This window comes from Cupriavidus sp. Agwp_2, from assembly GCF_040784895.1.
GTDB lineage: Bacteria > Pseudomonadota > Gammaproteobacteria > Burkholderiales > Burkholderiaceae > Cupriavidus.
Genome location: NZ_CP088085.1, coordinates 514,732 through 532,622, shown reverse-complemented (window position 1 = coordinate 532,622; position 17,891 = coordinate 514,732). Strand labels below are relative to the sequence as shown.

13 protein-coding genes and 3 pseudogenes are annotated in these 17,891 nt (G+C 61.8%); 13 read left to right on the top strand and 3 right to left on the bottom strand.

Features of this window, described 5'->3' with window-relative positions; all coding sequences use genetic code 11:
• Positions 1-6: 6 nt before the first annotated feature.
• The 6 genes and pseudogenes from LPA45_RS32750 to LPA45_RS32725 form a co-directional block, all read left to right on the top strand.
• A pseudogene (locus LPA45_RS32750) lies at positions 7-2,688 on the top strand (Tn3 family transposase); the annotation flags it as partial.
• A 151-nt stretch (positions 2,689-2,839) separates the two neighbouring features.
• Entirely contained in the window at positions 2,840-5,839 is a 3,000-nt protein-coding gene (locus LPA45_RS32745) for a Tn3 family transposase (protein ID WP_140950828.1), read from the top strand.
• Complete coding sequence (gene tnpC / locus LPA45_RS32740; protein WP_140950829.1) at positions 5,832-6,191, top strand: Tn3 family transposase post-transcriptional regulator TnpC; 360 nt, start codon at positions 5,832-5,834, stop codon at positions 6,189-6,191. The genes LPA45_RS32745 and tnpC overlap by 8 nt, the downstream gene beginning before the upstream one ends.
• Positions 6,188-7,399: pseudogene (locus tag LPA45_RS32735) on the top strand (hypothetical protein). Before tnpC ends, LPA45_RS32735 begins: the two are co-directional and overlap by 4 nt.
• A gap of 107 nt (positions 7,400-7,506) precedes the next feature.
• Complete coding sequence (locus LPA45_RS32730) at positions 7,507-9,207, top strand: phage integrase family protein (protein WP_367395348.1); 1,701 nt, start codon at positions 7,507-7,509, stop codon at positions 9,205-9,207.
• 40 nt (positions 9,208-9,247) lie between these two features.
• Positions 9,248-9,472 (top strand): annotated as a pseudogene (locus LPA45_RS32725) (porin); the annotation flags it as partial.
• A gap of 137 nt (positions 9,473-9,609) precedes the next feature.
• Here LPA45_RS32725 and LPA45_RS32720 read toward each other — a convergent pair.
• The 3 genes from LPA45_RS32720 to LPA45_RS32710 are packed head-to-tail and all read right to left on the bottom strand — an operon-like array spanning position 9,610 to position 11,645.
• Positions 9,610-10,242, bottom strand: coding sequence for an isochorismatase family protein (locus tag LPA45_RS32720; protein ID WP_140948986.1), 633 nt, complete (start codon positions 10,240-10,242; stop codon positions 9,610-9,612).
• The gene (locus LPA45_RS32715; protein ID WP_140948985.1) at positions 10,239-10,898 is read right to left on the bottom strand and encodes a GntR family transcriptional regulator; all 660 of its coding nucleotides are present in this window, start codon (positions 10,896-10,898) and stop codon (positions 10,239-10,241) included. Before LPA45_RS32715 ends, LPA45_RS32720 begins: the two co-directional genes overlap by 4 nt.
• Positions 10,899-10,901: 3 nt before the next feature.
• Positions 10,902-11,645 (bottom strand): arylmalonate decarboxylase, encoded by a 744-nt coding sequence (locus LPA45_RS32710; protein WP_140948984.1) that lies wholly within the window; start codon positions 11,643-11,645, stop codon positions 10,902-10,904.
• A gap of 88 nt (positions 11,646-11,733) precedes the next feature.
• On the opposite strand from LPA45_RS32710, the gene LPA45_RS32705 reads away from it, so the two are divergent.
• The 7 genes from LPA45_RS32705 (at position 11,734) to LPA45_RS32675 (ending at position 17,832) form a co-directional block, all read left to right on the top strand.
• Positions 11,734-12,636 carry an oxaloacetate decarboxylase gene (locus tag LPA45_RS32705; protein WP_140948983.1) on the top strand — a complete coding sequence of 301 codons (903 nt, stop codon included), beginning with the start codon at positions 11,734-11,736 and terminating at the stop codon, positions 12,634-12,636.
• Complete coding sequence (leuC, locus tag LPA45_RS32700) at positions 12,633-14,024, top strand: 3-isopropylmalate dehydratase large subunit (RefSeq protein ID WP_140948982.1); 1,392 nt, start codon at positions 12,633-12,635, stop codon at positions 14,022-14,024. The genes LPA45_RS32705 and leuC overlap by 4 nt, the downstream gene beginning before the upstream one ends.
• Complete coding sequence (leuD, locus tag LPA45_RS32695; protein ID WP_140948981.1) at positions 14,017-14,637, top strand: 3-isopropylmalate dehydratase small subunit; 621 nt, start codon at positions 14,017-14,019, stop codon at positions 14,635-14,637. Before leuC ends, leuD begins: the two co-directional genes overlap by 8 nt.
• A gap of 181 nt (positions 14,638-14,818) precedes the next feature.
• Positions 14,819-15,238, top strand: a complete 420-nt coding sequence (locus LPA45_RS32690) for a cupin domain-containing protein (protein ID WP_140948980.1) — start codon at positions 14,819-14,821, stop codon at positions 15,236-15,238.
• 86 nt (positions 15,239-15,324) lie between these two features.
• Complete coding sequence (locus LPA45_RS32685) at positions 15,325-16,107, top strand: hypothetical protein (protein ID WP_140948979.1); 783 nt, start codon at positions 15,325-15,327, stop codon at positions 16,105-16,107.
• The gene (locus LPA45_RS32680) at positions 16,104-16,436 is read left to right on the top strand and encodes an NIPSNAP family protein (RefSeq protein ID WP_258234450.1); all 333 of its coding nucleotides are present in this window, start codon (positions 16,104-16,106) and stop codon (positions 16,434-16,436) included. Before LPA45_RS32685 ends, LPA45_RS32680 begins: the two co-directional genes overlap by 4 nt.
• A 76-nt stretch (positions 16,437-16,512) precedes the next feature.
• Positions 16,513-17,832: an MFS transporter gene (locus LPA45_RS32675; RefSeq protein WP_140948978.1), complete on the top strand. Its 1,320-nt coding sequence runs from the start codon at positions 16,513-16,515 to the stop codon at positions 17,830-17,832.
• Positions 17,833-17,891: the final 59 nt, after the last annotated feature.

The following is a 17,891-nucleotide window of genomic DNA, read 5'->3' as shown; positions in this document are numbered from 1 at the left end:
ACTGGCATGCCACGCCGCACTGTCCTTTCCACCTCCGAGCGGGAGAGCCTGCTCGCGTTTCCTGACAGCGAAGACGAACTCATCCGTCATTACACGTTCAACGAGTCGGATCATGCGCTGATCCGGCAATGCCGTGGCGCCGCCAACCGACTGGGGTTCGCCGTCCAGCTCTGTTACATGCGCCATCCCGGCATCCTGTTGGCCGCCGGCGAGGAACCGCCGCAGGCATTGTTGCAGTGGGTTGCGCAGCAACTGCGTCTTGCGCCGACGCATTGGACGGACTACGGGCGGCGCGATCAGACCCGAAGGGAGCACCAGGCGGAGCTGCGGACCGTGCTTCGCATGCGCCCGTTCACCATGGCCGACTACCGCGCCGCCGTCCAGTCGCTGTCGGAGCTGGCGCAGCAAACCGACAAGGGCATCATCCTCGCCACGGCGTTGATCGATTTCCTGCGCCAGCAGTCGCTGCTGCTGCCGGGCATGAACGTGATCGAGCGCATTTGCGCGGAGGCCGTCACGCGCGCGACCCGCCGCATCTACCAGATACTGACCGAGCCGCTCACGGAACACCACCGGCTACAGCTCGATCATCTCCTGCAGCGCCGACCGGATGGGCGCCTGACCTGGCTCGCCTGGCTGCGGCTGCCGCCGGGCAAGGCCAGCTCCCGCCAGATGTTGCAGCATATCGATCGCCTGAAGAGGTTGCGGGCCGTCGGCTTGCCGGAGGGGATCGACCGACTGGTTCACCAGAACCGGCTGCTCAAGATCGCCCGCGAGGGCGGTCAGATGACGCCCCATGATCTCGCCAAGTTCGAGCCGCAGCGCCGGCACGCGACGCTGACCGCGATCGTGGTCGAGGCCTGCGCCACGGTGACCGACGAAATCGTCGATCTACACGACCGTATCTTGGGGCGTCTGTTCAATCTGGCGAAAAAGAAGCACCGCGAGGAATTTCATCTGTCCGGCAAGTCGATCAATGACAAGATCCGGCAGTACTCGAGAATCGGGCGGGCCATCCTGGAGGCGAAGGAGCGCGGCGGCGATCCCTTCAAGGCGATTGAAGCGGTGATGCCCTGGCAGGTCTTCACCAAGAGCGTCACCGAAGCCGAGCAGCTCGCCCAACCTGAGGCGTTTGACTTCCTGCATCTGGTTGGCGACCATTTCTCGACGCTGCGACGTTACGTGCCCGAATTCCTTGAGATCCTGAAGCTGCGCGCCGCGCCGGCCGCCAAGGATCTGCTGGCCGCCATTGACACCATCCGAAAGATGAATGTCAACGATGCGCGCAAAGTCCCGGCCGATGCGCCCACGTCTTTCATCAAGAAGCGCTGGGAGCCGCTGGTACGCGCCAAGAACGGCATCGACCGTCGCTACTATGAGTTGTGCGCGCTGGTGGAACTCCGAAACCGCTTGCGTTCCGGCGACATCTGGGTGCAGGGCTCGCGGCAATTCAAGGATTTCGAGACGTACCTGTTGCCCGCCGAGAAGTTCGTCGCGCTCCGACAGAGTCGCCTGCTGCCGCTGCCGATCGCCACTGATTGCGACTGCTACTTGGATGAGCGACGCCGATTGCTGGAACTGAAACTGGCCACCGTCAATCGGCTAGCCACCGCGAACAAGCTGCCGGACGCGATCATCACCCAGTCCGGCCTGAAGATCTCGCCGCTCGACGCCGCCGTTCCAATGGAGGCGCAGACCTTGATCGACCAGACCGCGCTGATGCTACCGCGCGTCAAGATCACGGAACTGCTGCTGGAAGTCGACGGTTGGACCGGATTCACCCGCCATTTCACGCACCTGAAGACGGGCGAGCCGGCCGCCGACAAGACGCTGTTGCTCACGACTGTGCTTGCCGACGCCATCAATCTCGGTCTGACCAAAATGGCGGAATCCTGCCCGGGCACTACCTACGCCAAGCTGTCCTGGCTGCAGGCGTGGCATATTCGGGACGAAACCTATACTCAGGGCCTGGCCGATCTCGTCAATGCACAGTCGGCCCATGGGTTCGCTGCGCATTGGGGGGACGGCACCACGTCGTCGTCAGACGGTCAGCGCTTCAAGGCCGGCGGCCGAGCCGAGAGCACTGGGCACGTCAATCCGAAGTACGGCTCTGAACCCGGCCGGATGATCTACACGCATATCTCGGATCAGTACGCGCCGTATCACTCCAAGCTGGTCAACGTCGGCATCCGTGATTCGACCTACGTGCTCGACGGCCTGCTGTACCATGAGTCCGATCTGCGGATCCAGGAGCACTACACGGATACCAACGGCTTCACCGATCACGTCTTCGCCCTGATGCATCTGCTCGGGTTCCGGTTCGCGCCCCGGATCCGCGATCTCGCAGACACGAAGCTGTACATCCCCGGCAGCCCAGACGACTATCCGGCGTTGGCTCCGATGATCGGTAGCGCCTACAAGGAGAAGCTGATCCGGTCACACTGGGATGAAATCCTGCGCCTGGCCACGTCGATCCGCCAGGGCACGGTGACCGCCTCATTGATGTTGCGAAAGCTCGGCAGCTACCCACGACAAAATGGCCTCGCAGTGGCGCTTCGCGAGCTAGGCCGCATCGAGCGGACATTGTTCACGCTGGACTGGTTACAGGACCTGCAATTGCGCCGTCGCACCCATGCGGGCCTCAACAAGGGCGAGGCCCGCAACGCGCTGGCGCGATCCGTCTTCTTTCGGGTCTGACCAAGATAAGGCCGATTTCCTATCATAAGCGTTTCAGTTATATAGGTCAGAATCTATAGATCTGATTGTTATAAGAGACTGACCCCTCTGTCGAGCGACTCTTCCGCTACACTGGCCGGCCCATTGGAGATCTCAGTCCGGCATGGCCACCGTAGAACGTACCGCCTATCCGCGCTTTCCCAAGGTCTTTTCGACGGGGGAATTGCAGGCCTGCTATACGCCAGACATCGAAGAACTGGAGTGGGGGCGACGAAACGCGCGGGGGCAGTCCTCTCGCCTGGGCCTGCTGGTCCTGCTGAAGGTCTTTCAGCAGATGCACCACTTCCCCAACCTTGATTCCATTCCTGTCGCTGTTATTGATCACGTCCGAGCCAGCGCAGACATCGGTGCGGAGGTCGAGTTTGGCTACGACAGGGCCCGGTCGGTCGCGTTGTTTCGCCACTACGCCGCGATTCGGGAGTTTCTCGGCATCCAGTCCTACTATGGCACCGATGCCAACGAAGTCGCCGTGCGTGCGGCACGGGAAGCGGCCGAGACCATGGACCAGTCGGTGGACATCGTCAATGCCACCATCGACAGCCTCATCCAGCAGCAGGTCGAACTGCCGGCATTCTCGACGCTGGACGCGATTGCGGAACAAGTCCATGCGCGCACGCAAACAGCGCTATTCCGGCGCGTCGCGAGACGCCTGACGGACGACGACAAGGCCCAACTGGACCGCCTCCTCAAACGGGAATTCAGTCAGCGCCAGACCGCGTACAACACCATCAAGCGCTACGCGTTGCGGCCGTCGCGCAAGCACATCTCCTTGCTGATCGAACATCTCACCTGGCTCGAAGGCTTTGGGGACTACAGTCGTGCGCTGGAAGGCGTGCCAGCCACAAAGCTGCGCTCCCTGTCATCGCAATCGATGAGTCTGGACGCGGCCAATCTGAAGGAGATGCTGCCCGAGCGTCGCTATACCCTGATCGTGGCGCTGCTGCATCAAATGCGTGTGCGTGCCCGCGACGATCTGGCCGAGATGTTCATCCGCCGGGTGGGTGCTATCCACAAGCGGGCCAAGGAAGAGCTCGCGCTCATCCAGGCGCGGCAGCGTGAACAGATGGAAGGCCTCGTGGACCTGCTCGACGGGGTTGTCAACATCGTTGACGATCACGGGGACGACGCGGCGCTGGGCGCACAGGTACGCAAGTATCTGGCGCCGACAGGCAGTCTCGAGCCCTTGCGCGAGAGCTGCGCCGAGGTGCGGGCCTACAGCGGCAAGAACTACCTTCCGTTGCTGTGGCGGCATTTCAAGGCGCATCGATCGGTGCTGTTGCGCCTGGCGCGAGCCCTGGCATGGGGATCGACCACGCAATCCCAAACCTTGCTGACGGCATTGGACGCGGTGTTCGAGAACGAGTCGCTGCACCGGGAATGGATTGCCGTCGACGTTGACATCAGCTTTGCCTCGGAACGCTGGCGCAAGCTGGTGCGCCGCCCGATCGATCTGGGTACCCCGACCAACCGGCGCTATCTGGAGCTCTGCGTGCTGTCCTATATGGCCAAGGAACTGCGCAGCGGCGATCTTTGCGTAGCTGGATCGGACGCCTTCGCCGACTACCGGGATCACCTGCTGCCCTGGCGCGAGTGTGAGCAGCGCCTGCCAAGCTACTGCGAGAAGTTCGGCATGCCCGACAGCGGGGCCGGCTTCGTGGCCCAACTGCGTCAGTGGCTGACGGACACGGCCCGCCAACTGGACGAGCGCTTCCCCGAGAAGTCCGAGCATGTGATCATCAACAGGGCGGGCGAGTTGGTAGTGCGTCGTACTGCGGCTACGGCCGTCCCAGAGAGCGCGGTCGCCCTGCAAAAAGCGCTGATGAAACGCCTGCCGGTGCGTAACCTGCTGGATGTACTGGCCAATATTGAACACTGGACGCAATTCACCCGGCACTTCGGCCCGCTCAGCGGCAGCGATCCCAAGATCCGCAATGCTGCCGAGCGGTACCTGCTGACCATCTTCGCGATGGGCTGTAATCTGGGGCCCACCCAGGCGGCCCGTCACATGGGCGACAAGATCACGCCGCATATGATGTCGTTCGTCAACCGGCGGCACCTGAGCCTGGAGCGGCTGGAGACCGCGCAGCGCGAGCTGATCGAGCTTTATTTGCGATTGGATCTGCCCAAGCACTGGGGCGACGGCAAGACAGTGGCGGCCGACGGCACCCAGTACGATTTCTACGACAACAATCTGCTGGCCGGTTACCACTTCCGGTACCGCAAGATGGGCGCGGTGGCATACCGGCATGTGGCCGACAACTACATTGCGGTTTTTCGGCATTTCATCCCGCCAGGCATCTGGGAGGCGATCTACGTTATCGAGGGACTTCTCAAGGCAGGCCTGAGCGTCGAGGCAGATACCGTTCATGCCGACACCCAGGGCCAGTCGGCGGCGGTCTTCGCCTTCACACACCTGCTGGGCATCAAGTTGATGCCGCGCATCCGAAACTGGCAGGATCTCAAGCTGTACCGGGCGGATGCCGACACGAAATACCAGCACATCGACGCACTGTTCACCGAAACGGTCGACTGGGACCTCATCGAGCGGCATTGGCAGGACCTGATGCAACTGACGCTGTCGATCCAGACTGGCGCACTGTCGTCGCCCTTGCTGCTGCGCCGGTTCGGTGCGGCCAGCCCGAAGAATCGGCTGTCTTTGGCTGCAGAGGAACTGGGCAAGGTCATACGCACCATCTTCCTGCTCGAGTGGATCGGCAGCGGTGAACTTCGTCAGGAGATTACCGCCACCACCAACAAGGTCGAGTCCTACAATGGTTTTGCCAAATGGTTCTCGTTTGGCGGTGACGTGCTGCCGGTTAACGATCCGGACGAACAACAGAAGCGCCTGCGCTACAACGACCTGATGGCCTCGGCCGCGATCCTGCAGAACACGGTCGACATGATGCAGGCGTTGCGGGCGATGGTGAAGGAAGGCATCCCGGTCAATCCGGCCGATATCGCCTTCCTGAGCCCCTATCTCACCAGCAACCTGAAGCGCTTTGGCAAATACGAGCTTGACTTCGAACGTATCGAGAGCTGGATTCGCGACAGCCTGTTCGCGGGGCCGGCCCATTCTATCCGGAGGCCCAAACGCCATGCCTGATATCGAGACCCCCTACGGCGCCGTCGATGCCGACGCGTTGCAGTCGCTGCAGCAGCGCTACGATACCCTAGTCATCCACCAAGCGGTGGATCAATTCGACGCGCTTCGAGCTCGCTGCGGACCGGATGGGCTGCGCGACGATCTGCTGCGCTTGCATGGCATGGCGGATACCTTGATCAATGGCGCGAGCCTGTCGTATTCGAGCGACGATCTGACACTGGTGGAACAAGCCGATTGTGTCATCGAGGAACTGGAAGACTGGGTGATGATGCTCGACCGGATGATCGTCGCGCTGCGTCCCCTGCAGGACTTGCGATCCAAAACAGACGACGATTACGACGATTCAATATGAAGCAAGGCGGCCACAAGTGGCAATTCTCCCCGCGCTTTCGTCGCCATGCGTTCGGCTGGCGCTCGGATGCGCCCATCCAGCGCATCAAGGAAGCGCTCGCTGAAATCAAGCAAGTCGCGCGTACCGATGCGGTCCTCGCGGCCGAAGGGGCTGTCAAGTTCCTGGAAAAGGTTTCGCCCGCGCTGGAACACGTCGACAGCTCTTCCGGAGCGCTTGGCACCGCGGTGAACCGAGCCATCGAGGTGCTGGCACCGATCATTGCCGCCGCACCGATCGATACCAAAGCACGGCAGCGCTGGCTCGAGCGCCTATGGGAGGCGAGCCAAGATCAAGGCGTCCCATACATCGAGACCTTGGGGGATGAGTGGGACCGGCTTTGTGTGATGCCAGAGATCGCGAACACGTGGGCGGACCGGTTTCTGCCTCTGGTGGAGCATATCTGGGGGGAGCGCGCCGGCGGCCATTTCGCGGGAACCACGATCTGCCTGGCTTCGCTCTACGCGGCAGGACGACACGCGCAACTGATCGCGCTGGTGGACAGCGCCCCCTTCAAGTGGTGGCATGACCGACAGTGGGCCGTCAAGGCACTGGTCGCGATGGGCAGGAAAGCCGAAGCGCTCGCCTATGCGGAAGCCTCGCGCGGTCTCAACAGCCCGGACGGACTGATTGCGCAGGCTTGTGAAGAAATCCTGCTGTCATCGGGTTGCCGACGAGGCCTACCAGCGCTATGCGCACGAGGCCAACCGGGGTACAACTTATCTGTCGACCTTCCGGGCAATTGCCAGGAAGTACCCGCACAAGGGGCACGAAGCGATCCTGCGCGATCTGATTGCACAGTCTCCTGAGGCACCAGGTAAGTGGTTTGCCGCGGCCAAGGATGCTGGCTTGTTCGAACTGGCCACCGAACTGGCCAATACCAGTCCGACCGACCCACGAACGCTGACGCGCGCGGCCAGGGATTTTGCGCAGAAGCAGCCAGCGTTCGCCATGGCCGCCGGGATGGCCGCGTTGTACTGGATCTCGCAAGGCTACGGCTACGAGATCACGGGGTGCGCGTACTCGATGCAAGCCGTGCCACCCTGCAGGCCGCCGATCACGCCGGTGTCGATCCCGAAGCCATCCGGGCGCAGATCCGCCAGCTGAGCGCCGGGAATTCGCCGCAGGCCGACCTTCGTGGGCAGAGTATTGCAGGCCCTCTAACCGCCTGATGGCAGCCGCGGGAGACGCCAACGGGAAGCTCGTTCCATCGTTGATACAGAGATAAGGGTTATTATCCTTGTACTATCATTCTGGTACCAAACTCTCTTCGGCCGAAATGCCCCGACACCTGCCCACCCCCGACGGCTTCCCCGACACGGCGGCACTGGCCGCGCTGCGCGCCTGGTACGAGGGTGCTTCCTCCCGACAGGCCGCCGCGCACTACCTCGCCGACCAGCTTGGCAATCACCTCGCTGCGGGCCAGTCGGCCCGCAGCCTCATCGGGCAGATCAGGCGGCAACTCGCCCAGTACGCTCGCCAACGCCAGCGCCCCGATCTGGCGGCGCTGTTCGAATGCCCGGCAGATCAACGTCAGCGCCATGCCAAGGCCGCGACGCAGGCGGTCGAGCAGCTGCGTACGCTGCCCCGTTCCACGCCGCAGATCAGCGACGAAGTCGCACACTGGCTGCCGACACGCGCGGTCGATGCCTTGCACGCTGCAGGGATCCAGACCCTGGCCGATCTCACCGTGCGCATTCCGCGCCGGCGGCAGTGGTGGGCCGCGATCCCGGGGCTCGGCCCGGCCAGTGCCCGGCGAATCGAGGCCTTCTTTGCCGCGCACTCGGCACTCACCGAGCGAGCCCGCGCTCTGGTCGTTGCCGGGCAGCGGTCGGATGTCGCCCCGTGGGAGATCCTGCGCGTGCCCCAGGACGTCAATGGTTCCACCGGGGCGTTCCGCGCGCCCGTGTCCAGTTGCATCCTGGGCGCGGACAACGACTACGATGCCATTCAGGCTTGGCTCGCACTGCACGAAACCCCGGCCACCCAGCGCGCCTACCGCAAGGAGGCCGAACGGCTGATCCTATGGGCCATTGTTGCGCGCGGCAAGGCACTGTCCTCGCTGACCACCAAGGATGCGACGGACTACCGCGCCTTCCTGCGCAAGCCCTCACCGCGTGAACGCTGGGTCGGACCGCCGCGGCCGCGCACAGCGCCCGACTGGCGGCCGTTCGTGGGCAACCTGGCGGCCCGTTCGGTGGCGCAGGCGCTCGCCGTGCTGAGCTCGATGTTCCGCTGGCTGGTCGAGCAGCGCTATGTCACAGCCAACCCCTTTGCCGGCATCAAGGTGCGCGGCAGCCACCACGTCAAGGCGGTAGCCACCACCCACGCCTTCACGGAAGGGGAATGGCTGCTGGTGCGGGCCATCGCCAATGGGCTCGAATGGTCGTACGGATGGGCGGCGCCGGCGGCGCAACGGTTGCGCTTCCTGCTGGACTTCGGCTATGCCACAGGGCTGCGGATCAGCGAACTGACCCAGGCAACGCTGCGCAACGTTGAAGTCGATGGCGCTGGCGATCACTGGCTGCATGTCGTCGGCAAGGGCGGCAAGCCAGCCAAGGTCACCCTGGTACCGCTGGCGCGCGTCGCGCTCGATCGCTATCTGCAGGAGCGCGGCTTACCGATCAGCCGCGCCCGGTGGGATCCGGCCGCGGCCTTGGTCGGCAGCCTGGACGGCGGCAATGATGGACAGGGCGGCATCACCGCACTGCGCCTGTGGGAAATCCTGCGCCGGTTCTTCAGGCTGGCCGCGGCAAGCTTGGCCAGCGATCACCCGCCGCTGGCCGAAAAGCTCCGCCACGCTACGCCCCACTGGATGAGGCATACCCATGCGACTCATGCCCTGGCCAAGGGCGTCGAGCTGAGCGCCGTGCGCGACAACCTGCGCCATGCGTCGATTTCGACCACCTCGATTTACTTGCATACCGACGACGTCAAGCGGGCGCGGCAGTTCGGGCAAGCGTTCACGGCCTCCTCATGAAAACACGCTTCCGCCGCTGCGCGGTCGGCAGAAATGCCTGGCCGCCAACGGCGCCACCAACAACATCAAGAACCCCTGGCAGATCTCGTTTGTCGCGGACTACAACCTGTCCAAGCGCACCGACGTCTACCTGACCACCGCCTATGCGAAGAACGCCGGCATCAACTTCGACACCTCGGCCATCAGCTTCGCCAACGGCTACTTCCTCGGCAGCGGGAAAGACAACATGGTCGGTGTGGCGGTGGCCATGCGTCACAGATTCTAATCGCCACGGCTTGGCACATGCCAGCTCAAGCGCCGCCGGGGGCGACAACCGCAGACTGGATCAATGCTCAGCAGACCAGGGATGTGGCTGCATAACTAAGGGCCTCTGGAAGGCGAAGAATCGAGGGAACCTCAGGGTCAGCCTTGCCCCCGAAGCGCCTCAAATACGTCACTGCTGCTGCGGACGTCGGCATACTTCGAAGCCAGATCGAAAAGACTAGCCTGATGGGGCGCATCGTTCCGGTCACCGACGCAGTCTTCCAGCACGACAGGGATAAAGCCGAGCTGGATCGCGTCCACTGCCGTAGCGCGAACGCAGCCGCTGGTGCTCATGCCAGCGATTAGTACACAATCGACGCGTAGCGCATTGAGAGTTGAGACGAGCGGCGTCGCAAAAAACGCACTGGCGTACTGCTTCGTCAACACGATCTCCCCGGCAGTGGGTTCCAGCCCTTCTGCGAAAGCACCAAGCGGGTTGCCCTGCCGAAAGACAGAAAGCGCTCCGATCTTCCGATAGAATACGCCGCCATTGAGCCCCTCGCTATCGTACTCCACGCGAGTATGGATGACAGGCAACCCCATCCTGCGCGCGTGCCTCAGCATAGCAATAGCCGATCGCCGCACGCCTTCCGCCTGTGCGAAAAGAGGCGAGCGGGGATCGAAATACGCGCAGGCGAAATCCACCATGATCACCGCCTGGCGGCTCCCTAAGCCCAGAGAGCGACCAAAGCCTGAAGCGGCGTAGTCTTGTCGGAGCGCTGTATTGGTCATTGCGTATCTCGAATCATGGCTTGCCTGGCCGAGTTGATATGACAGTGCATGACGCTTCGTGCCCACATGCCGTCATGCGTGGAGAACGCATCGATCAACTCGCGATGGTGATGAAAGCTGCGCTGCAGTTGCGGTGAGCCATACCGGCGGAACGTACGCTGCACGATTGGCACTTCGATCGCATTGGTCAGCATGCCGACGAGCCGAGAATTGCGGCTCGCCTGCCCAATCAGCCTGTGGAACTCCCGGTTCAGTGCGCTGATTCGGGTCAGGTTTTCCTCGCTCATATCAAGGCCTTGCGACTCGATTTCGTCCTGGATTTGCTGTAGTTCGGCGACCTCTTCGGCGGTGATATGCGTAGCAGCCAGATTGGCAATCTCGCTTTCCAACAACAACCGCAGGTCAAAGACGTCCCGCAGCTCGTCCACAGTCCAATGACGCACGAACGTGCCGCTATTCGGCTTGAAGTGTAGAAACCCGTCACTAACGAGCAGACGCATGGCTTCGCGCACTGGGGTACGCGAGGTACCGAACTCCAATGCCAGCCCGTCTTCAGTGAGTCGCATGCCGGCCGCGAAAGCGCCATCGATAACGCGCTCCTTGATAAGCCCATAGATTTCGCCGGCCGTGGATTTGGCTCCGTTGCTGCCTTTCATTGCTTAGAACCTCTCAAGAAGCGATCCGAAGCCGCTGATCTTATCGTTGATGCCGGCGCTTCGTAAGGCTTGCCAATAGATAGCCGAATTGATTGCAAGCACGGGTTTTCCCAGTTGCAGCTCCATCTTGGCAGCCAACGATGCCATGGCCAGATTGGTGCCGACCTGAACCACGGCATCGACATCGTGGCCGTTGACCTCTTCGACAGCTTCGGCAAGCGTTTCTGGTTGGACGTGGGCGATCTGCACCGGACTTGCGCAACGCAGGCCCTTGATCTTCTTTACACGATAGCCGCACTCCTCGAAGAAGCGAACCACATTTTCGTCGCCAACCGGCTGGTAAGGCGTGACCACCCCGATAGTGCGGGCCCCATAGGCGTCCAGCGCCAACGAGCATGCATCAGATCCCATCGCCACCGGCAGGCCAGTCTTTTGCTCCAGGTAGGACTTTAGTTTGCGGCTTGCGGCCAAGCCGTCCCAAAACGTCTCCGCGGAGATGCCGAGCACGAGATGGTCCGGCTCGCACGACATCACCGAGTCAACGGCTTCGTCCTGCGCTGCGGCAATCAGGTCAATCAGACGCTGAAAGTCAGCGTTGTCGCTGAGCGGGATATTGGGAATGCGGATCCGGCTGATGTGGTTCGTTACACCCGGCGGCCGCATTGCATCAAATTCTGGCTGCACCGACGTATTGGTCGAAGGGATCAGCACCGCGTACTTGCGACGGTAACCCAGGGAGTCAGTCATTTCAGTTTCTCTTCCCAAAAGAAAAGTTGCACTTCATCGAACACCTGCGTAGGATTGTACACGATGGAAGCGAAAACAGGGGCCATACATGCTTACAAACGATTCACTGTGTACAATCAGGGGTAAGATGCTGCGGAAGCGGCTGGAAGAGAGCCCTATCGTCATCACGCCCGGAGCCTACGACAGCTGGAGTGCCCGTCTCATCGAGCAGGCAGGCTTCCCTGCGATCTATCTGACCGGATATGGTGTGACTGCGGCCTCACTGGGCATGCCCGACCTTGGGCTCATCACGGGCAGTGAGCTAGCGGATCAGGTTCGTCGGATCTCTGATGTCACACGCGTTCCTCTGATTGCGGATGCCGACACAGGCTTCGGGGGCGTGCTCAATGTACGTCGGACCGTGCATGACTACATCCGGGCGGGCGCGGCTGCCATCCAGCTCGAAGACCAGGTATCGCCGAAGCGTTGCGGACACATGGACGACAAGCAGGTCACTGATGTCACGGAAATGGTCGAGAAGATTCATATGGCGGTGGATGCGCGCGGTGATGTCCCGCTCCAGATCATCGCGCGAACCGATGCCCGCGCCACCCATGACATGGACGAAGCCTTGCGCCGTGGTGAACGCTACCTGCGCGCCGGTGCCGATATCCTGTTCGTGGAGGCCCCGCGGTCGGAGGAGGAGATGGCGCGGATCTGTGACACCTTCCGCGGCGAAAAGCTGCTGGCCAACATGGTCGAAGGCGGCAAAACGCCCTACCTTTCTCCGGCCACCCTTCAGCAGATTGGCTATGCCATCGCCATCTATCCGGCGACACTTCTTTTCTCGGCCACGTACGCCATCGGGCGAACGCTGAGCCAGTTGTGCGATGGCAGGATCGACACCGCGGCTCTTGCCTCCTTCTCTCAATTCAATGAGCGGATGGGGTTGCGGGACTACTTCGCCGCGACCGATCGCATCCAATCCAACGCCCGGGAGCACGCGCTGTGACGACCCTGTTCTCGCGGCTCTGGGATTCCCACCGCGTAGCGTCGCGGGCGGACGGGTGCGACTTGTTGTACGTGGATCGCCACGTCCTGCATGAGGTCACGAGCGCACAGGCTTTCGATCAGCTTCAAATGGCGGGGCGCCGAGTGCGTGTTCCGGGCCGGCATATCGCCGTGCCGGATCATTCCGTACCCACCTTGCAGGGCCCCGCTGCTGCTTGCGGTGAAGCGGTCGACACGCTGGCCGCCAACGCCGCGGCTGCCGGCATTCCGTATTTCCCATTGCATAGCAGTCGGCATGGCATTGTCCATGTCACGGCACCGGAACAAGGCTTTGTCGTGCCGGGCTGCACGGTGGTCTGCGGAGACTCCCATACGGCCACGCTGGGCGCATTCGGTGCACTTGCCTTCGGTATCGGTACCTCAGAGATCGAGCATGTGCTTGCAACACAGAGCCTCTGGGTACGGCGACCGCGCACGCTTGGCATTGAGGTGACGGGCGCCCTTGGACCGGCTGTTTATGCCAAGGACCTGGCGCTGCATATCATCGCGAAAATCGGCACAGCGGGCGCAGTCGGCAGCGCGATCGAGTACTTCGGCAGCACAGTGCGTGCGCTGAGCATGGAAGGCCGAATGACATTGTGCAATATGTCAATCGAAGCCGGGGGGCGGTTCGGTATGGTGGCGCCTGACGAAGTCACGGTGTCCTGGTTGCGGGAGCATGCGGCGGGGCTGCAGAACGCAGCTTCAGAAAGCGCTTCGCAGAAATGGCTATCCTTGAAAACCGATTCATGGCGCGACTTCGACACCACGGTCCGCATCGACGGCAGCGCCATTGAGCCCACCCTTACGTGGGGCACGACTCCCGCTGACGCAACCACATTTGGCGGCCGCGCCGGAGACCCGGACGCCGCCGACTCTCGGGCCGAGCGTGACCGGATACAGGCTGCGCTTGACTACATGGGCCTGAAAGCCGGTCAGGCCGTCCAAGGTGTGCCCATCGATGTAGCCTTCATTGGATCCTGCACCAACTCGCGTATCGAGGATTTGCGCGCGGCAGCGACCATCGCCGCTGGTCGACGCGTGGCACGCAACGTGCAAGCGCTGGTTGTTCCCGGCTCCGCCGCCGTGAAAAACCAGGCCGAGGCGGAGGGCCTGGCCGACATCTTTGTCGGCGCGGGCTTCGAGTGGCGCGGCCCCGGCTGCTCGATGTGTGTAGCAATGAACGGCGATCAACTGCAGCCGGGTCAACGCTGCGCATCGTCTTCGAACCGGAATTTTGAAAACCGCCAGGGCAGCGGTGGCCGGACACACTTGCTAAGCCCCGCAGCCGTTGCAGCTTCGGCGGTCGCCGGATATTTGACCGACCCGCGAGAGTTCCTATATGCCTGAGCCCATTTTCGCAGCAGCCGGTCCCGTCCTGCTGCTTGCCCGCGACGACGTTGATACCGACGCCATCTATCCGTCCCGCTTCCTCCGCACGACCAAGCGCACGGGTCTGGGCCCAGCCCTGTTCGCGGACTGGCGGACGGCCCATCTTGAGGAATTTCGTCGCTTCGAAGGCACGCCATGCATCCACGCCACGGTGCTGGTGGCGGGCAGGAACTTCGGCTGCGGCTCCTCACGCGAGCATGCCGTGTGGGCTTTGGCCGATTGCGGTGTGCGTGCCATCGTTGCACTTTCGTTTGGGGATATCTTCTATTCCAACTGCCTGCGCAACGGAATCATTCCCGCAACCGTCGCACCTCTGGAGCACCGCGCAATCGTCGACGCATTGGCAGCCACCGAAACCACCGACATAGGCATTGACGTGCGCCAGCGCCTGGTGAAGCTGGCCGACGGCGCTCGCCTGCCCTTCCAGTTGGAGGCGGGCGACGCCGAACGCCTGCTCAGCGGTACCGACGAGATCGCAGCCACCTTGGCACTGCACCAGCACCTCCTGGCCTATGAACAAAGGACAGCGACGGAAATGCCATGGCTTGCCCCATGGCAGGAGACAACCTGATGCCATGCCCGAATGCCTCTGCGTCGGCCCCCAACTTCGCGCCACGCCATCTGATTGCCGTCCTCGGTCGGGCCGCGTTCAATTCCAGGCCCGGCCAAGGACATCAATAGGAAAACCTAGAGCTTCGCACTACGCGACCAAAGTTCGTTCAACCCAAGCCATTTCAGAGTAGGAGATTCCAATGACAGACACATCGCGCATCCTTGCCAAATCCGAGAGCTACTTCGCTAACCGCGACGATATTGCGCCAGAACAGATCGCTGCGGTCGAGGGCGTCAAGGAACAGGGCCATGTCGAAGTTCGCAAGATGCTCGTGGGCGACGACATGCTATTCCTTCACGTCTACCGCAAGAAAGGCTTAGTTGATCCGGTCCACAAACACATGGACCACGAATCAATCGGATACCTGATCTCAGGCCGCCTGCGACTCATCATCGGCGGCAAGGAGTTTATCGCCGAGCCTGGCACATCCTGGCTGCATCCGGTTGGCGTGGAGCATTTCAGCGAAGCACTGGAGGACTGCGAGCAGGTCGAGATCAAGTCCCCGCCGCGCAAGACATGGGTCACGCCGGAGCAACTCGCAGCCCTGTCGAAAGAATAGTCCGCCAATATGACGGCGCACCCTTCCCGCTGCGACATGCCGCTCGCGGCGCGGGCCCGTGCCGCCCATCACCAAGGAGATCAAAAATGGCAACCTGGACCAGCCTGCGCGAACATAGTCTGACCCGCGAAAGCCTTGAGGCACTACTGAATAATAAGATTCCTGCGATCCGCATCAAGGGCTTCGCGACAACGGAGGAGTGTACTGCATTCACCCAGTCCGCCAAACAGGGGAACATTAAGTACTACAACGTCGCCAAGCGGATCGGCTACATCGGCATGGCCCAGTACGAATATCGCTGGGATCGACCCAAGTCAGACTATTTCGACGCTGTCAAACTCGCCAATGCCGACTTGGCAGAGGTCACCGCACGCGCATTTGATCCTGTGCAGCGGCTGATCGATACGCTGTCGGCGGTCTACCCCCACAAGGTCGGGGCCGCCGAGGAGCCCGGCATGGGCCGCTACTTTGCCGGCATCATCCGCCTGGCATCGGAAGGCGTGGACCTGCATGCGGATTTCGCTCCCTTCAATACGCCTGACTATTCGATTCGCGATATCGACGCGCAACTTGGCTGGAATTTTTTCTCCGAGCAACCGAAATTCGGCGGCATCACGACCGTGCACAACGCACCGTGGACACCAGAGCTCGTCGAAGGTGAGATTCCGAAGAGTTACGGACTCTCGCATGACATTGTGGCTGGTGCACCGGCTTTCGAGTACGCCCCCACCGCTGGCGATGTAGTCATCTTCAATACCCGCAACCCGCATGAGATCAACGCGGGTATTCCCGAGCCGGGGGTGGATCGCGTCTCCATCGGCTCCTTCATCGGCCGCATGCCGGACCGTTCTCTCGCAATGTGGGCATGACCATGATCGTCGAGGAACGCACCTATACCCTGCATCCGGGCAAGACTCGTGACTTCTTGAAATTGGTGGAAGTCGAGGGCTTGCCAATCCAGGAGCGCTACCTGGGAAGCCCGCTTGCGTACTTCACCACAGAGACTGGCACGCTCAATGGCGTGGTGCACCTGTGGCAGTTCTGCAGCATGGGCGACCGGGAGGAAAAGCGTGCACAGCTCGCGCAAGACCAGCAGTGGATTGAATTTACCGCCAAGGTATTACCGCTGATCGCGCGAATGGAGAACCGGCTGCTAGTGCCCACCCGCTTCTCCCGAATCGGCAACGCGCAAGCCTGAGATGTTCTGATTACTTGCAACCAAGAAGAATGGCGCCGCAATAGTCCGGTGCCCGACCACAAAGGAGACTGACGTCATGACAACAACACGAGAGGCCACGCCTGCCGATGTAGCGCCGAGCGTCGAGGAGGAAAGAGACGCGGCGCTGTACAGAAGAGTTGCCTGGAAACTCATTCCCATCCTGTTCATAAGCTACGCGATGGCTTACCTGGATCGGGTCAATGTCGGCTTTGCGAAACTGCAGATGCTAGGCGACCTCGGATTCAGCGAAACTGTGTACGGCTTAGGCGCCGGGATCTTCTTCCTCGGTTATTTCATTTTTGAGGTGCCTAGCAATCTGGTGTTGCACAGGGTCGGGGCGCGTCGTTGGATCGCACGGATCATGATCACCTGGGGACTTCTTTCCGCAGCGATGATGTTCGTAAAAACCCCGACTACTTTTTACGTCCTGCGATTCCTGCTTGGTGTCGCAGAGGCAGGCTTCTTCCCCGGGATTGTGCTCTACCTGACCTACTGGATCCCACCGAGCCGCATCGGTAAGCCCTTGTCGCTATTCTTCATTGCCGTGCCGGTAGCAGGTGTGGTCGGCGGTCCGTTGTCCGGGTGGATCTTGCAGGCCTTTCACGACGCCGGCGGTTTGCGTGGGTGGCAATGGATGTTCTTGATTGAAGGCGTGCCAACGATCTTGCTGGGGCTTGTCGTCCTGATCATGTTGCGCGACCGTATCGACGATGCCCAGTGGCTTACCCAGTCGGAGAAACAGCGCCTGCGCCAGAATCTCACCGCAGAGCACACAGAACAGATTGGCCATTCCGTGCGCGATGCTTTTACCTTGCCGATGGTGTGGGTGATGTGCCTGATCGAACTGTGCATAGGCATGGGTATCTACGGGATGGGCTTCTGGATGCCAACGCTAATCCGTGAGGCCGGTATCAAGGGGTTGCTCGACATTGGCCTCTTTAGCGCCATTCCGTATGGGGCCGCCATTGTTGCGATGGTGTGGGTAGCACGCGTGGCCGACGCGCGGCGAGATCGAAAAACGTTTCTGGCAATGTCCGCGCTGGTGGGTGCCGTTGCCCTGACCCTCAGTATGACTTACAGCACCGAGACCGTTTTCGCGATCGCCATGCTCACCGTGGCGACCGCCGCTATCCTGACAGCCTTCGCGCAGTTCTGGCGTCTGCCCACACTCCTGCTCGGCGGAAAGGCCGCCGCTGCGGGTATTGCCGTCATCAGCTCGGTGGCCAACCTGTCCGGATTTGTCAGCCCATACTTGGTCGGCTGGCTACGTGACACCACTGGCAGCGGCGCAGTCGGTATGTACCTGACGGCCGGCAGCCTGGCACTGGCCGCCGTGATTGTACTGGCTATCCCAGGCCGTTTGGTGAACCGCTAACTCCCGCCGCACCGGCGCAACGCCCACGGGCGACGCGCCGGCTGCACGCGTCCCACCAC

Excerpts from the sequence above, each read along its gene's own strand:
- LPA45_RS32685 (WP_140948979.1), top strand. The coding sequence starts at position 15,325 with ATGGCAACCTGGACCAGCCTGCGCGAACATAGTCTGACCCGCGAAAGC.
- leuD (WP_140948981.1), top strand. The coding sequence starts at position 14,017 with ATGCCTGAGCCCATTTTCGCAGCAGCCGGTCCCGTCCTGCTGCTTGCC.
- LPA45_RS32680 (WP_258234450.1), top strand. The coding sequence starts at position 16,104 with ATGACCATGATCGTCGAGGAACGCACCTATACCCTGCATCCGGGCAAG.
- LPA45_RS32705 (WP_140948983.1), top strand. The coding sequence starts at position 11,734 with ATGCTTACAAACGATTCACTGTGTACAATCAGGGGTAAGATGCTGCGG.
- LPA45_RS32715 (WP_140948985.1), bottom strand. The coding sequence starts at position 10,898 with ATGAAAGGCAGCAACGGAGCCAAATCCACGGCCGGCGAAATCTATGGG.
- LPA45_RS32675 (WP_140948978.1), top strand. The coding sequence starts at position 16,513 with ATGACAACAACACGAGAGGCCACGCCTGCCGATGTAGCGCCGAGCGTC.
- LPA45_RS32745 (WP_140950828.1), top strand. The coding sequence starts at position 2,840 with ATGGCCACCGTAGAACGTACCGCCTATCCGCGCTTTCCCAAGGTCTTT.
- tnpC (WP_140950829.1), top strand. The coding sequence starts at position 5,832 with ATGCCTGATATCGAGACCCCCTACGGCGCCGTCGATGCCGACGCGTTG.
- LPA45_RS32730 (WP_367395348.1), top strand. The coding sequence starts at position 7,507 with ATGCCCCGACACCTGCCCACCCCCGACGGCTTCCCCGACACGGCGGCA.
- LPA45_RS32710 (WP_140948984.1), bottom strand. The coding sequence starts at position 11,645 with ATGACTGACTCCCTGGGTTACCGTCGCAAGTACGCGGTGCTGATCCCT.
- LPA45_RS32720 (WP_140948986.1), bottom strand. The coding sequence starts at position 10,242 with ATGACCAATACAGCGCTCCGACAAGACTACGCCGCTTCAGGCTTTGGT.
- LPA45_RS32690 (WP_140948980.1), top strand. The coding sequence starts at position 14,819 with ATGACAGACACATCGCGCATCCTTGCCAAATCCGAGAGCTACTTCGCT.